Here is a 16,068-nt window from a genome sequence, read left to right as displayed (position 1 = left end):
CTGCCGGTCGGCGGCACGATCTCATGCCTGACGACGTTCACGCCGATCAGCGCGGGCGTGATCACGCTGACCACGACCGCGGACAGCAGCACGCCGGATTCGAACGCGAACAACAACACCGCGACGACCCTGGTCGACGTCGGCCAGGTCACGCCGCAGCCGGATTCGGCGACGACGCCGATCAACACGCCGGTGTCGATAAATGTCGTCGCCAACGACGGCGCCAGTGGCACGACGATCGATCCGTCCAGTGTCAGCGTGCCGGCCAGCGGCCCGGGCGCGCCGGCGCACGGCAGCGTCAGTTGCAATGGCGCTGGCGTCTGTACCTACACGCCGAACACCGACTACAGCGGCACCGACACGTTCAACTACACCGTCTGCGACACGGCCGAGCCGCGGCGTTGCGGCACGACCACGGTGACTGTCGTGGTCGGACCGAAGGCGAACGACGACGGCGCGTCGACGCCGATCAATACGCCGCTCAACGGCAACGTCACCGGCAACGATCACTATCCGCCGAACTCGACGTTCACCGCGACGAGCGTGCCGGGCCATGGCTCGGTGACGATGAACGCGGACGGCAGCTACACCTACACGCCGGCGGCGAACTACTCCGGCCCGGATTCGTTCACCTACAAGGTGTGCGAGCCCGAACCGAACGAGACGCTGTGCAGCACGGCGACCGTGAACATCACGGTCGGCAACGGTACGCTGAGCGCGAATCCGGACAGCGCGAGCACGCCGTATGCGACAGCGGTGACGAGCAGCGTGCTGACCAACGACACGGCCTCCGGCGCGCCGATCGATCCGTCGTCGCTGAGCGTCGTCGGCAATCCGGCGAACGGCACGGCCAGCTGCGATACATCCGGTCATTGCACCTACACGCCGAATGCAGGCTTCAGCGGTACGGACACGTACACCTACCGCGTCTGCGACCAGACCACGCCGACGCCGAACTGCGCCACGGCCGTCGTAACGGTGGTGGTTGGACCGCAGGCGAACGACGACAGCGCGACCACGTCGATCAATACGCCGGTGAACGCCAATGCCGCGAGCAACGATCACTATCCGCCGAACTCGACATTCACCGCGACGAGCGCGCCGGGCCACGGCACGGTGACGATGAACGCGGACGGCAGCTACACCTACACGCCGGCGGTGAACTACTCCGGCCCGGATTCGTTCACCTACAAGGTGTGCGAGCCTGAGCCGAACCAGGCCCTGTGTAGCACCGCGACGGTACACATCACGGTCGGCAACGGCACGCTGAGCGCGAATCCGGACAGCGCGCAGACGCCGTTCAACACGCCGGTGAAGATCGACGTGCTGGCGAACGACAGCTCGAACGGCGCGCCGCTCGATCCGTCGACGCTGGCGGCGGCAACGACGCCGGTGCATGGCGCGGTCAGCTGCGATGCGACCGGTTGCACCTACACGCCGAACACCGGCTACACCGGCACGGACACGTTCATCTATACCATCTGCGACAAGACCACGCCGACCGCGAACTGCACGACGGCGACGGTCACGGTGCAGGTCGGGCCGAAGGCAAACGACGACGCGCTGACCACGTCGATCAATACGCCGAAGAACGGCACGGTGGCCACGAACGACGTTTACCCTCCGGGTTCCACCTTCACCCAAGTGACGCCGCCGGGCCACGGCACGCTGACCCTGGCGACGGACGGCAGTTACACCTATACGCCGGCGAACAACTACACCGGCACCGACACGTTCACCTACAAGGTGTGCGAAGCGGCGCCGAACCAGGCGCTGTGCAGCACGGCGATGGTCACGGTGAACGTCGGCGCGGGCGTTGCCGACATGGCGGCCAGCGCGGCGACGACGCAGACGGTGTCGGTCAACACGCCGTTGACCGTGGTGACTAGGTGCACGAACAACGGGCCGCAGATCGCAGTCAACGCGACCTGTGCGGTGACCGGGGTCGCATCCGCCGCAACGGTGTGCACGCCTGGCATGCCGGTGGCGGCTCTCGCGGTCGGCGCGGTGATCACGTGCACGACGTCGTTCACGCCGGCGCAGGCAGGCACTTACACGCTCACGACAACGGCAGCGAGCGACACGCCGGATTCGAATGCGGGCAACAACGTGGCGTCGAGCGTGGTCACCGTGACCGCGGTCGTGCCGACAGACCCGCCGGTGCCGGCACCGATCGATGCGCGCTGGATGCTGACGCTGATGGCGCTGCTGCTCGGCGCAAGCGCGGCGACGCGCGCGCGCTCGATCCGTTCGGGACAATAAGCGGCAGCTTCGGATTTTCCGGCCTCCAGTATGCAGCCCGGGTTCGCAACGAACCCGGGCTTTTTCATGGGCGCGGCGCGCTGCATGACTTCCGGCGGCTTTCGCGCTGCATGGCGTGCCGGTAGCATGGCGCTTTGCCTTCGCGAGGGAGCCCATGAAATTCCTGTCCGCCAGCATCACCCTGATCGTCGCGGCAAATGCCGCCGCGTCCGTGCCGCATCCGTTCGGCATCCACGACCTGGTCATGCTGGAACGCGTCAGCGATCCGCAGATCTCGCCCGACGGCAAGCGCGTCGCCTATCAGGTGCGCGAGACCGACTACGAAAAGAACAAGGGCGTGAACGGCATCTGGGCGATCGAACTCGGCAATCCGAAGGCGCAGGCCACGCGTCTGACCGATGCCGCGGCCAACGCGACCGCACCGCGCTGGTCGGCCGACGGCAGCGCGATCTACTACCAGGACAAGGGCCAGATCTGGCGCCTGCCGACGACAGGCAAGGGCGCGGCAGTGCAGGCGAGCAACCTCGCCCTTGATATCAACGCGTACAAATTCTCCGCCGATGGCAAGCAGGTGCTGTTGTCGATCGACACGTGGCCCGACTGCGGCAAGGAAAGCGATCCGATCGCGTGCACGAAGAAACACGGCGACGACAAGGCGAAGAGCAAGGCCAGCGGTCGCGTTTACGACAAGCTTTTCGTGCGCCATTGGGACACATGGGCCGACGGGCTGCGCTCGCAACTGTTCGTCGCGGCGGTCGGTGCGGACGGAAAAATCGGCGCGCCGAAACTGCTGACGCGGGGCATCGACGGCGACGTTCCGTCCAAGCCGTTCGGCGGCGACGACGAGTTCGCTTTTTCCGCCGACGGCAAGAACGTGTACTTCAGCGTGCGCATCGCCGGCAACAGCGAGCCGTGGTCGACCAACTTCGACATCTACTCGGTGCCGGCCGACGGCAGTACCGCGCCGAAGAATCTGACCGCCGCGAACCCGGCCTGGGACACCGCACCGGTGCCGTCCGCCGACGGCAAGACGCTGTACTACCTCGCGATGAAACGCGCCGGCTTCGAAGCGGATCGTTTCGGCATCATGGCGATGGATCTGGCGAGCGGCGCGACGCGCGAGATCGACCCGCAATGGGATCGTTCGGCCGGCGGGCTCAAGCTCTCGGTGGACGGCAAGACGCTGTTCGCGACCGCAGACGACAACGGCGAACATCCGCTGTTCGCTGTCGACATCGCCTCGGGCAAGGTAAGCAAGCTCGCCGGCCAGGGCTCGGTGCACGACTACAGCGTGCATGGTAACGATATCGTTTTCTCGCGCACGACGTTGAAAACGCCGGCCGACTTGTTCCGCGTTGCAACGAACGGCGGCAAGGTCGCCGGGCTGACAAGCCAGAATTCGACCAAGATGGCGTTCGTCGACACCGGCGCGTTTGAGCCGTTCACGTTCAAAGGTGCCGGCGGCGACAGCGTACAGGGCTACGTGGTCAAGCCGGTCGGTTTCGACAAGGGCAAGAAATATCCGGTCGCGTTCCTGATCCACGGTGGCCCGCAGGGTGCGTTCGGCAACGACTGGAGCTATCGCTGGAATCCGCAGACCTACGCAGGACAGGGCTTCGCGGTCGTGATGGTGAACTTCCATGGTTCGACCGGCTACGGCCAGGCGTTCACCGATGCGATCTCGGGCGACTGGGGCGGCAAGCCGCTCGAGGACCTGCAGAAAGGCTGGGCAGCGGCATTGGAAAAGTATACTTTTCTCGACGGCGGTCGCGCTTGCGCGCTCGGCGCGTCGTACGGCGGCTACATGGTCTACTGGATCGCCGGCAAGTGGAACCAGCCTTGGAAGTGCCTGGTCGACCACGACGGCGTGTTCGACAACCGCATGATGGGTTATTCGACCGAGGAGCTCTGGTTCTCCGAATGGGAGAACAAGGGCACGCCGTGGGACCACGCGGACAACTACGAGAAATTCAACCCGGTCAACTACGTCAAGGACTGGCGCGTGCCGATGCTCGTGATCCATAGCGAGAAGGACTTCCGCATTCCGGTCGAGCAGGGCCTGGCTGCATTCACTGCGCTGCAGCGCCGCGGTATTCCGAGCGAGCTGCTCACCTTTCCGGACGAGAACCATTGGGTGCTCAAGCCGCAGAACAGCGTGCTCTGGCACGACACGGTGAACGCCTGGATCAGGAAGTGGACAGCGCCGTAGTGCGCTTGCCTTCTCCTGAGCGGAGAAAGGAAGCAAAAGTCGTGCTGTCCCGCTTCCGGGACAGTTTGCGTTGGCATCTTTCCAAGATTTCGTACATCTCTTCCCGCGCCGCAAAGCCGCCCTAGAATCGTTGCCATCGCTTGAGGAACGGGTCGCGCCGACCGTGGTCCGAACACGTTCCCCAAGCAACGACAAGGATCCTGCCCGTGGCGGCAATCGAAAAAATTTCCGAACAGAAAAGTTTTGGTGGTGTGCAGGGTTTCTACCGGCACGATTCGACCGCGTGCAACGGGCCGATGCGCTTCACCGTGTACCAGCCGCCACAGGTGAAGCACGGCCGCGTGCCGGCCCTGTTCTGGCTGTCGGGGCTGACCTGCACCGAAGAGAACTTCACGATCAAGGCCGGCGCGCAGCGCGTGGCGTCCGAACTCGGGCTGATCGTGATCGCGCCCGATACGAGTCCGCGCAACACCGGCATCCCGGGTGAGGCCGACGACTGGCGGTTTGGCGCGGGCGCGGGCTACTACGTCGATGCCACAGTCGCACCGTGGTCGAAGTTCTTCAACATGTACACCTACTGCAGTCGGGAATTGCCCGACCTGGTCGCCGAGCATTTCCCGATCGACACGCAACGCGTCGGCATCTTCGGCCACTCGATGGGCGGCCACGGTGCGCTGACGATCGCGCTCAAGCACAGCAACCGCTTCCGTTCGGTATCCGCGTTCGCGCCCATCGTCGCGCCGATGCAAGTGAGCTGGGGCGAGAATGCGTTTCCGCGCCTGCTCGGCCCCGACCGGGAAACCTGGAAGCAGTACGACGCGACCGAACTGGTCCAGCAGAAGAAGTTTCCCGGCACGATCCTGATCGATCAGGGCGATGCGGACAGCTTCCTCAACGAGAACCTGCGTCCGCAGATATTCGAGGCCGCGTGCAGGAAGGTCGGGCAGCCGTTGTCGCTGCGCATGCAGCCGGGCTACGACCACAGCTATTACTTCATCAGCACCTTCATCGAGGATCACTTGCGGCATCACGCAGCGGTGTTGCGGACATGAGCATTGCCCTCGCGCGCGCATGCGAGGTTCAGATTGCGGTGATTCGAAACCGCGCGTTTCGGCGTTTTTCCATCAAAACTTGTTGCGAGGAATGGACATGAAAACCAAAGCGGCGGTCGCGTTCGAGGCAGGCAAACCTCTCGAAATCGTGGATGTCGATCTGCAGGGGCCGAAGGAAGGCGAGGTGCTCGTGCGCATCGTCGCGACGGGTGTCTGCCACACCGATGCATTCACGCTGTCGGGTGCGGATCCGGAAGGCCTGTTCCCGGTCATCCTCGGCCACGAAGGCGGCGGCATCGTCGAGGAAGTCGGCCCGGGCGTGACCAGTGTCAAGCCGGGTGACCACGTGATTCCGCTGTACACGCCCGAATGCGGCGAGTGCGAGTACTGCAAGTCCGGCCGCACCAATCTGTGCCAGAAGATCCGCGTGACCCAGGGCAAAGGCCTGATGCCGGATGGGACTTCGCGTTTCTCGTACAAAGGCAAGCCGGTGCTGCACTACATGGGTTGCAGCACGTTCTCCGAGTACACGGTGCTGCCAGAAATCTCGCTGGCCAAGATCAATCCGAAGGCGCCGCTCGACAAGGTCTGCCTGCTCGGCTGCGGCATCACCACGGGCGTCGGTGCCGTGCTCAACACGGCCAAGGTGTGGCCCGGTGCGACGGTGGCCGTGTTCGGTCTCGGCGGCATCGGTCTCGCCGTCGTCCAGGGTGCGGTGATGGCCAAGGCCGCGCGCATCATCGCGGTCGATCTGAATCCGTCGAAGTGGGAAATGGCCAAGGCGATGGGCGCCACCGACTTCGTCAATCCGAAGGACTACGACAAGCCGATCCAGCAGGTGCTCGTCGACCTGACCAACGGCGGCGTCGACTTCTCGTTCGAGTGCATCGGCAACGTCAACGTCATGCGTTCGGCGCTGGAGTGCTGCCACAAGGGCTGGGGCGAATCGATCATCATCGGCGTCGCCGGCGCGGGCCAGGAAATTTCGACGCGTCCATTCCAGCTCGTCACCGGCCGCGTCTGGCGCGGCTCGGCGTTCGGTGGCGTCAAGGGCCGCTCGCAGCTGCCGGGTTATGTCGATCGCTATCTGGCCGGCGAGCTCAAGGTCGACGAGTTCGTCACCGAGACCCTGCCGCTTGAGCAGATCAACCACGCATTCGATTTGATGCACGAGGGCAAGGTGATCCGCTCGGTGATCAAGTATTGATTTTCGAAAGAAGCGCGGCCGCAGACGGCCGCTTTTCGGGCTTCGCGATCACGGATGATCGCAACAAAGCGTTTGGCGCCGTGGATCACGGCAAGCATTTCAACATTCGGGAGGAACAGCCATGGCAGTTGCAATTCATCCATCCGTAGACAATGGCCTCAAGCCCGCCGCCGCGGGTTTCGCGGGCGGCACACTCGTCTGCAAGTGCACGAGCAATCCGGTCAAGGTGCAGATAGATTCGCAGGTGCTGCACAATCACGCATGCGGCTGCACCAAGTGCTGGAAGCCGGCCGGCGCACTGTTCTCGGTCGTCGGCGTCGTACCGAAGGACAAGGTGAAAGTGACCGAGAACGGCAACAAGCTCAAGATCGTCGACGACAAGGCGACGATCCAGCGCCATGCCTGCACCGGCTGCGGCGTGCACCTGTTCGGCCGCATCGAGAACACCAAGCACGCGTTCTACGGGCTCGACTTCATCCACGCCGAACTGTCGCCGCAGTCGGGCTGGGCGCCGGCCGGTTTCGCGGCGTTCGTGTCCTCGATCATCGAGGGCGGTGCCGATCCGAACGGCATGGGCGCGGTGCGCGGTCGTCTGAAAGAGATTTTCGGCAACGACTACTACGACTGCCTCAACCCGCCGCTGATGGATGCGCTGGCGACGCAAGCGGCCAAGCTGAGCGGCGTGCTCAAGTCCTGAGCCGCTCCATGCAACAACGAAAAGGCCGGCGAATGCCGGCCTTTTTTGGGTGTGGAGATGCGAAGAAGCCCGCTCAATGCGAGAGCACGATGCCGTGCTTGTGCATCTTGCGATAAAGCGTGTTGCGGCTGATGTTGAGCGCATGCGCGGTGCGACTCACGTTCCAGCGCAGGCGCTCCAGCTCGCGCAGCAAGGCGGCACGTTCGGCTTCGCGCAGTGCGGTGGAGGGTGTGCTGACGGCGTCCTGGGTGTGCTGGGTCTCGGCGGCACTCGCAGCGACCTTGCCCGTTGTTGTGCCGAGATCGCCGTCGAGAATTTCCTGCGGGAGGTTGGGCAGGCGGATCAGATGATCGCGGCACAGCACCGATGCCGTGCGCAACACGTTGCGCAGCTGGCGCACGTTGCCGGGCCATGGATAGTCGATGAGGCGCTGGAATGCGTCACGGGCGATGTCGATTGATGCATCGGGCGACTCTTCGTGCAGCAACGCGCGGATCAAGTCGGCCTTGTCGGTGCGGTCACGCAGCAGCGGCAGCGACAGGGCCATGCCATTGAGCCGGTAGTACAAGTCCTCGCGGAATTCGCCGCTGGCGACCATGGCGCGGATGTCGCGATGGCTCGCGCTGATCACGTGCAGATCGACCGGAATCGTCGTCTCGCTGCCGACCTGGGTGATCTCGCGTTCCTCGATCACGCGCAGCAGGCTGGTCTGCAGCGCCATCGGCATGTCGCAGATTTCGTCGAGGAACAGGGTGCCGCCGCTGGATTGCTGGATCCGGCCCACGCGGCCGTCTTTCGATGCGCCCGGGAATGCGCCGCGCCCATAGCCGAACAACTCGCTCTCGATCAGGCTTTCCGGAATTGCGCCGCAGTTGATCGAAACAAACGGCTTGTCGTGCCAGTGGCTTTCGCGGTGCAGGGTGCGGGCGAACGCCTCCTTGCCGGTGCCGGTCGCGCCTTGCAGCAGGATCGGCACCTGCTTGGCGAACAATTGGTGGCCGCAGGCCAAGGCCTTGCGGATCGCATCGTCATTGCCGACATATTTCGGATGCACGTCCACGCGCGCATCGAGCTGGATTTGCGCAAGCGATTCGCCGGCGCCCGTCGCCGCCACGCGGGATGGATTGTTGACGTGCTGAACCATCGGCGCGCGTACGATGGCGAAGAAACGACGGCCGAGCGCGACGTCGCGCACCGGCCAGATCGCGCCCGGTTCTCTGCGCGCGCGCTGCTCGAGCGTGGCGAAGTCGAACTGGAACAAATCGGATATCGGCTTGCCGACCAATTGTTTGCGGTTGGGACAACCCAATTGCAACAGCGCAGATTCGTTGGTGGCCAGCACGAGGCCGTTCGCGTCGACGGCGAGCAAGGCTTCGTGCAGCAGGCCGACGAATTCGGGGCGGCTGTGGAAGCGCAGCACGAATGCGTCGCGGAATTCGTGCAGGAAGTTCCAGCGCGAAATCAGGCTCGCCGACATGTTCACCAAGGCCATGGTATGGCGCTGGATGAGACGGCTGTCGAGCGAGTTCACCGAGGAGGCGTCGAGCACGGCGAGAAGTTCGCCGTGGGGATCGAGGATGGGCGCACCCGAACACGACAGCCCCATGTTGTAGCCGCGGAAATGCTCTTCGCGGTGCACGGTGACCGAGGCTCCCTCGGCAATGCAGGTGCCGATGCCGTTGGTGCCCTCGTGGCGCTCGTCCCACAACGCGCCGAGCCACAGGCCGGCCTGACGGAATTCGCGCTGCAGGGTGGGGTCGGTGATGGTGTTGAGCAGGGTGCCTTGCGAGTCGGCCAGCATCACCGCAAAGCCGGAGCCGGAGATCTGCTCGTAAAGGCTTTCCATTTCCGCGCGCGCGACGCGCAGCAATTCACCCATGCGCTGCTGCAGTTCCTTCACCGCGACCGGATCGCGCACGGCGATCTTGCGCGGGCCCTGGGGCTCGAGCTTGTACTCCTTGATGCAGCGGTGCCAGGAGCGGGTGACATGCGGCTCGATGCCGGCCGGCTTCAACCCGCTTTGCACCGTATGGATGATGCGCGAGGCGTGGCTGGAGGCGAGTACCGATTGCGACTGGGTCACGCGACTACCCTCAAGTGTCGTGGCTGGCCAGTGCGAAGCCTGCACCGACGGAGACCCGTCGGAGCCCCCTGTGGCGCCGCACTACGTAGCGGTTCTTGTTGTCGCTAGACTCCACCTATCGCAGTGGAGGAGCAAACTGCATTGCAACAATTCGGTAGCGAATGTACCGGAAACGGAACACTTATTGTTGCTCGGGCGGTACGCCGTATTTGTACGCAGGATCGGCGTTGGACGAATATTTCGAGCGCACGAAGGCGATGATCTTCCACAGCTCGTCGGCGTTCTTGATGATGCCACCGAACGGGGGCATCGGGCCGACCACGTTCTCGCGGCCCTTGCGCATGTAGCCAGCCTTCTGCAGCTCATCGGTGCCGAGCGTGACCAGGCGATAGATCGTGTCGTCGTCACCACCATAGACCCACACATCGTTGGTAAGGGGCGGGCACATGCCGCCACCGCCACCGCCACCGTGACAGCCATTGCAGCTGTAGCTCAGAAAGATATGCTCGCCTTCGGCGACGACTTTCGCATCGGTGTCCTTGTACGGGTTCTTCAGCTGGCCTTTCGGCGTTTTCGCCACGAGATCGGTAGGCTTGATCGTGGTCAGGTCCACCGCCTTTGGTGCATCGGCGGCGATCGCCGTTTCCAGAGTGTAAGCCGCGCCGGCGAGGACCAGCGCGCAAGCCAAACCGCCAAGAAATTTTTTCAACACCACATCGACTCCTCTGCTTTTTGCATCACGGGTTGTTACCCCGAAAGCCGCGTCACGTCCCTCCGCCTTGCATGGCGTGCCGTGGCAGGTATGGGTTGGTCGGTCAGGAACCGCTCCGTTTGTCGCCGGCCTGCAGCAGCTTGAGCACGGCTTCGCTGTTGCTGGACTGGGCGATCTTGATTGCGGTGCGGCCGTCCTCGCTCGTCGCAGTCACGTCGGCGCCAGCGGCGAGCAGGCGCGCGGCGACCTTGGGCTGGTTTTTCGCGGCGACGATCATCAGCGCGGTGACGCCGCCCGCGTTCTTTGCGTTGACCTTGGCGCCGCGTTTGAGCAGCAGGTCGGCGATGTCGAGCGAACCCGAGCTCGCGGCGAGCATCAGCGGCGTGTAACCGCCCTTGCCCACGGCGAGATTGACGTTGGCGCCGCCCTCGATCAGCGCCGTAGCGGACTTGGCCTTGCCGTTCTGCGCGGCGATCGCGAGCGGGCTGGAGCCGTCGTCGTCGGCGAGGTCGACCTTGGCGCCGCGCGCGATCAGCATGCGCACCTGTTCGGGATCGTCGTTCCACGCCGCATACATCAATGGCGTCCAGTGGCTGATGTCGGCCTGGTTCGGATCGGCCTTGTGTCCGGCCAGATAGGCGGCAATGGCGTTGAAGCCGAAGCGCGTCGCATTGGCCAGTGGCGTGTAGCCGTCGTTGAAGCGCGTGTTCGCATCGGCGCCGTGGTCGAGCAGCCAGGTCACGCGCGGCAGATCGGCGGCGACGATGGCATTGCCGAGTTCGTCGTTCGCATCGGCGCCGTTCTTGAGCGCTTCCTTGACTGCGGCGAGGTGCGCATCCTGTTCCGCCTTGACGGTCTCCGCCGTCGCGACTTCCGTCGGTGGCAGCGTCTTGTATTCGCCGTGCGAGGGCAGGTCGCCGTCGATCACGCAATCGGCGCAGCGCACGAGCGGCACGCCGTAGTCGACGAGGATCTGGCGGATTTCGTTCTTGCGCGCGCGCATCGCGCGCTCGACAGCAGTCCGGATTTCGGGGCGGCCGCGCGCAGTGGCGAGGGTCATGCTGAATTCGAGCGGTACCGTGTCGTCGATCGTGTTCATCGGCTGCAGCACGATCGGCGCTTTCTTGATCGTCTGGTAGTAGCCGGCCATCGGGCCCCAGGCGGCGGCGATGTCGAGCTTGCCGTCGACCACTTGCTTGACCTGCCAGGAAGGCTGGTTCTGTTCGACCAGATCGCCGTTGTGGCTGATGTACTGCACAACGGTATTGGTCATGATGCCGTGCTGGGACAGCGCCTGGCGCGCCGCCGACATTTGGAACACGCCGATGCGCAGATTCTGCAGGCGCGGTTCGTTGAGCGACTGGAATTTGCCGAAACCCTTGTCCTTGCGGTAGGCGAGGACGAAGGTCGAACGGTACAACGGTGCGGTGACGATGGCGCCTTCGGTGTCGGCAGCCATGTCCATCCACAGATCGCAATTGCCTTCGGACAGTGTCGTGCGCATCAGGCCGCGTTCGATCGACGGACGCCAGTAATACGAAACGCCGGTGCCGAGTTCCTTGCCGAGCACCTGCGCGATCTTGTTCTGGAAACCTTCACCCTTCTGGTTGGACAAGGGCATGTTGCCCGGGTCGGCGCAGACAGTCAGCGATTTCAGGCCGTCGTCGGCTGCGCGCGCGTGACTGGCGAACGCCGAGGCGCCGACAAACACGAGGGCAAGGTGAATGGAACGTTTCATCAGCTCTGTTCCTGTTTCCTGTGGTGCCGCCATCCATCGTATCCGCGATGGATGAACTCTTGCTGTGCGTCCGGCGCATTGCGCGCCGGACACACGCTTTCATTGCAATCTCACACGGACTGCCTCAGCCTCCGCCGAGACGGAACGTGTACAGCGTGCCGCCTTGCGGGATGTGATTCAAGCCAGCGGCCTTGGTCATCGCCGTCGCACCGATCGCACCGAACTTGTCGGAGAGATCGAGACCCGCGGTCACCGGCAGGCCGATCCAGCCGCCGATGCCGGACCACACCGACACGTACTGCTTGCCCTTCACCGACCAGGTGATCGGGTTGCCGATGATGCCGGAGCCGAGCTTGCGCGACCAAAGAATCTTGCCGGTCGCGCGGTCGAGGGCGCGGAAGTCGCCGCCGAGGCTGCCGTAGAAGACCAGGCCGCCGCCGGTGGTCAGTGTGCCGCCCCAGTTCGGGTACGGATCGGGCACTTCCCACTCGGTCTTGCCGGTGACGACGTTGAACTTCTTGATCTTGCCCGTCACGCCCGGTTTTTCGGGATACATGTACACGTTGGCGAACACGTACACCGTGCCCTGCTGCGTGTGCGAACGTTCCTGCGGGTTGAGTTCCATGCACCAGTTGTTCGTCGGCACGTAGAACACGGCGGGATCGCTCGGATCGACCGAAGCCGGCTGCTGGTCCTTGCCGCCCATCGCGGACGGACAGGCCTGCACATTCTTCTGCGGATCCAGCGGCGAGTGCTCGGGCACCTTCACCGGGCGACCGGTCTTGAGGTCGACCTTCTCGGCCCAGTTCGTGGTGACGTACTTGTGCGCGCGCAGCAGCGTGCCGTCGGTGCGGTCGAGCACGTAGGCGAAGCCGTTGCGGTCGAACTCGACCAGTGCCTTGTGCTTCTTGCCGTCGACGTCGAGGTTGTCGACAAGGATCACTTCGTTGATGCCGTCGTAGTCCCACTGGTCGAACGGCGTCTTCTGGTACACCCATTCGACTTCACCCGTGTCCACATTGCGCGCGAAGATCGACATCGACCACTTGTTGTCCCATGAACCGTCGTTGCAAGCCGCCTGTGTCTGCGGTTTGGCGCCGCAGCGGAAGGAAGGGCTCCGCAGGCCGGGGTTGCCGGTGCCGTAATAGACCAGATGCAGGTTCGGATCGTAGGCATACCAGCCCCACGCCGCACCGCCGCCGCGTTGCCACTCGTCGCCCGGATAGGTGTGGATGCCGAGATCCTTGCCCGCGGTGCCGTAATGCGGGTTCTTCGCGTTCGACTTCGCGGTCAGGCCGACGTCTTTGTCGCTGCCGTTGCTGTAGAACTCCCACACCTTCTTGCCGTCGGCGAGGTTGTAGGCGGTGAAGCGGCCGCGCGCGGCGAATTCGTCGCCGCCGAAGCCGATCATGACCTTGTCGTTGGCGATGATCGGAGCCGGCGTGATCGTTTCGCCCTTGTCCGGGTGCGCGTGCTTGACCACCCACGCCTCCTTGCCCGTTGCCGCATCGAGCGCGATCACGTAGCCGTCGAGGGTGCCGAACACGAGCTTGCCCTCGGCGAAGGAGAGACCGCGGTTGACCGTATCGCAGCAGGCACGCGGCACGGCGGACTCGTCGCGTCCGGAGGTCTTGGTGTAGCTCCACACCTGTACCGGATGATCCGGGTCGGTAAGGTCGAGTGCCTGGACGATGTTCGGCCAGCCGCTTTCGAGGAACATCATCGGCTTGCCGCCGACGTCATTGATCACGAGAGGCTGACCCTCGTGGCCGCGCAGCGTGCCGCTCGATTGTGACCATGCATATTGCAGGTCCTTCACGTTCGATGTGGTGATCTCCTTCAGCGCGCTGAAGCGGTTCTGGTTGAGATCGCCCGCCGGCGCGCCCCACTGGTTGGGATCCTTGAAGCGGGCGAACTGCTCGGCATCGGAGGCCGCGCTCGCCGTACCGCTGAGCGCGACCAAAGCCGTGATCGCCGCCACCATCTTTAGCTTTCGTTGCAACGTGGAATCTTTCATCGTGATTTTCCTCTTGGCAAAGGCTATGTCAGATTTGTTGCCGACCCGCACAGCCGTGGCAGACGCAACAGCGAATGCCGCGAACTGCGGTTGACGAACCTCCGTTCTCACTCGGATGAACCTCCCTCCTCCCGCTTGCTTTCTTGAAAACCGTGCGGCCATGCGCTGCGAACGCGCGCGGATTCGACCGCGTGCGGTGACGTTAGCCAGAGGCGATGCGAGATGCATCCCGATTGCATGGAGGTTGTGCGCGAACGATGTCGACGGGTGCAGCAACAACGAACGTCGTTGCTGAAATATATCGATATATCAATCTGTTACTGGTGCATGACACGCGGCGTGATGCTGCGCCGCGGTAGAAAGTGTGCCCTTGGCGTGACACCTTCGCGGCGGTGGACTGCACCACGAATGAAGCGCATGCGTGCATCGGCGCACGCTTGTGCGCTCGCGGTGCATGTCATGCGCGGTTCGCGCGTCGCGCGATCAGGGAATCGCCACGCCCCAGGGCAATTCGCCGACCGGGATTTCCTTGATGGCTTTGCGCGTCGCCGTATCGATCACGCTGACGCTGTTCGAGCGCCCATTGGCGACATAGAGCTTCTTGCCGTCGCGTGTCAGCGCCATGTTCCACGGCCGCTTGCCGACCGGGATTTCCGCAACAGCCTTGTTCGCGGCGACGTCGATCACCGACACGCTGCCCGCACCGCCGTTGGCGATGTAGACCGTCTTGCCGTCTGAGCTCGAGATCGCGCCGGCCGAGCGCAACGCGGAGGCGATGCTGCGCACGACATTGCGTTTGTCGGCATCGATGACATCGACTGCATTCGCCGTTTCCGCTGCCACGTAGGCCGTATGCGTGCCCGGCAGAAATGCCATGCCGCGCGGATGCCCACTCGATTTGACCGTGCCGAGCGTGGCGCCTGCCTTGAGATCGACGACGTCGACGTCGTTGGAATTTTCGTTGCTTGCGAGCAGCAGCGCGCCGTCGGGGCTGAACACGCAATGCTCCGGATTCTTGCCGGCGAGCGTGATGCGCTTGGTCACCTTCAGCGCCTTGACGTCAACCAGCACCGCCGCGTTGTCCTCCTCGAGGCAGGCGGCGAGGAAGTCGCCCGCGGCCGACATGCCGATGCCTTCGGGGCTGTCCCCGACCGGAATCTGCGCCTTGAGCTTGTCTGCAGCGATGTCGAGCACATCGATCTTGCCACCCTTCGCGTCGACCACGAACAGCGTCTTGCCCGCGCGCTCGGCAACGATGCCGCGCACGTTCTTGCCGAGCTTGCCTTCCGCACTCAAGGTGCGCACGACTTCGTCCTTGGCCGTGTCGATCACCGAAATCGTGCCGCTGGCCTGATTCGAAACATAGGCGAACGGCGCGGCGAGGACCGGCGCGGAGAACGCGATCGCGATGGCGGCAATGAGGACTTGGCGGGAAAGATGCATTTCGGATTCCGGGTGAGGGCGGGCCTTGAACGTTATCCGGCTACGCCGGCGCGCTCAAGCCTTGTCGAACTCGGACTTCCGGCGCCGGGAAAAATTCCCGGCGTTTGCGCCGGACTCGGGGCAAATTCCCGCCGCTGTCATCGTCTACGCTTCGGCCATGCGTCCGCCGAGCGCGGTCAGCAGGCTTTGTGCCGCACCGATGCGCTCGGCCGCGCCGGGCAGCTCCATGCGCACCTTGAACTTGTCCTGACCATCGAGCGAATACACTTTCGGCTGGCTCTGGATCAGCTTGATCACGCGCATCGGATCGACGTTCGGCTGCGGCTTGAACAGCACGCGGCCGCCGCGCTCGCCGAGTTCGAGTTTCTTGATGCCCATCGCCGTCGCTGCGAGTTTCAATGCGGCCGCGACGAACAGATGCTTGACCGGATCGGGCAGCAGGCCGAAACGGTCGATCATCTCCACTTGCAGATCCTTGAGGCCTTCTTCGTCGGTTGCCGAAGCAATGCGCTTATAAAGGATCAGTCGTGCGTGAACGTCCGGCAGGTAGTCTTCGGGAATCAACGCCGGTACGCGCAAGTTGACTTCCGGACCGCCGCCCAGCGGTTGGTCGAGGTTCGGTTGTTCGCCCTTGCGGATCGCCTTCAC

At 63.9% G+C, this 16,068-nt stretch carries 11 protein-coding genes; 5 read left to right on the top strand and 6 right to left on the bottom strand.

Annotated features, from left to right (window positions below):
* The 5 genes from VF497_RS07175 to gfa form a co-directional block, all read left to right on the top strand.
* Positions 1-2,262, top strand: a 2,262-nt coding sequence (locus VF497_RS07175; protein WP_330887130.1) for an Ig-like domain-containing protein, incomplete at its 5' end; no start/stop codon positions are given.
* A 154-nt stretch (positions 2,263-2,416) separates the two neighbouring features.
* On the top strand, positions 2,417-4,471 hold the full coding sequence (locus VF497_RS07170; protein WP_330887128.1) for a S9 family peptidase: 2,055 nt from the start codon (positions 2,417-2,419) through the stop codon (positions 4,469-4,471).
* Positions 4,472-4,677: 206 nt separating this feature from the next.
* On the top strand, positions 4,678-5,523 hold the full coding sequence (fghA, locus tag VF497_RS07165) for an S-formylglutathione hydrolase (RefSeq protein WP_330887126.1): 846 nt from the start codon (positions 4,678-4,680) through the stop codon (positions 5,521-5,523).
* A gap of 97 nt (positions 5,524-5,620) precedes the next feature.
* Entirely contained in the window at positions 5,621-6,730 is a 1,110-nt protein-coding gene (locus tag VF497_RS07160; RefSeq protein ID WP_330887124.1) for an S-(hydroxymethyl)glutathione dehydrogenase/class III alcohol dehydrogenase, read from the top strand.
* A 121-nt stretch (positions 6,731-6,851) separates the two neighbouring features.
* Positions 6,852-7,427 carry an S-(hydroxymethyl)glutathione synthase gene (gene gfa, locus VF497_RS07155; RefSeq protein WP_330887122.1) on the top strand — a complete coding sequence of 192 codons (576 nt, stop codon included), beginning with the start codon at positions 6,852-6,854 and terminating at the stop codon, positions 7,425-7,427.
* A gap of 73 nt (positions 7,428-7,500) precedes the next feature.
* On the opposite strand, the gene VF497_RS07150 is transcribed toward gfa, so the two are convergent.
* The 6 genes from VF497_RS07150 to VF497_RS07125 all read right to left on the bottom strand — a co-directional run.
* The gene (locus tag VF497_RS07150; RefSeq protein ID WP_330887120.1) at positions 7,501-9,510 is read right to left on the bottom strand and encodes a sigma-54-dependent Fis family transcriptional regulator; all 2,010 of its coding nucleotides are present in this window, start codon (positions 9,508-9,510) and stop codon (positions 7,501-7,503) included.
* A gap of 181 nt (positions 9,511-9,691) precedes the next feature.
* Complete coding sequence (locus VF497_RS07145; RefSeq protein WP_330887118.1) at positions 9,692-10,222, bottom strand: cytochrome c; 531 nt, start codon at positions 10,220-10,222, stop codon at positions 9,692-9,694.
* A gap of 103 nt (positions 10,223-10,325) precedes the next feature.
* Positions 10,326-11,960: a quinoprotein dehydrogenase-associated putative ABC transporter substrate-binding protein gene (locus VF497_RS07140; protein ID WP_330887116.1), complete on the bottom strand. Its 1,635-nt coding sequence runs from the start codon at positions 11,958-11,960 to the stop codon at positions 10,326-10,328.
* Positions 11,961-12,084: 124 nt separating this feature from the next.
* Positions 12,085-13,977: a PQQ-dependent dehydrogenase, methanol/ethanol family gene (locus VF497_RS07135; RefSeq protein WP_330887114.1), complete on the bottom strand. Its 1,893-nt coding sequence runs from the start codon at positions 13,975-13,977 to the stop codon at positions 12,085-12,087.
* 483 nt (positions 13,978-14,460) lie between these two features.
* Entirely contained in the window at positions 14,461-15,420 is a 960-nt protein-coding gene (locus tag VF497_RS07130; protein ID WP_330887112.1) for a beta-propeller fold lactonase family protein, read from the bottom strand.
* 144 nt (positions 15,421-15,564) lie between these two features.
* Positions 15,565-16,068: TRCF domain-containing protein (locus VF497_RS07125; protein WP_330887110.1), on the bottom strand; the 504-nt coding region annotated here is incomplete at its 5' end.

The sequence above is a fragment of the Rudaea sp. genome, assembly GCF_036383415.1.
GTDB lineage: Bacteria > Pseudomonadota > Gammaproteobacteria > Xanthomonadales > Rhodanobacteraceae > Rudaea.
This window is presented reverse-complemented; position numbering and strand designations above follow the sequence as displayed.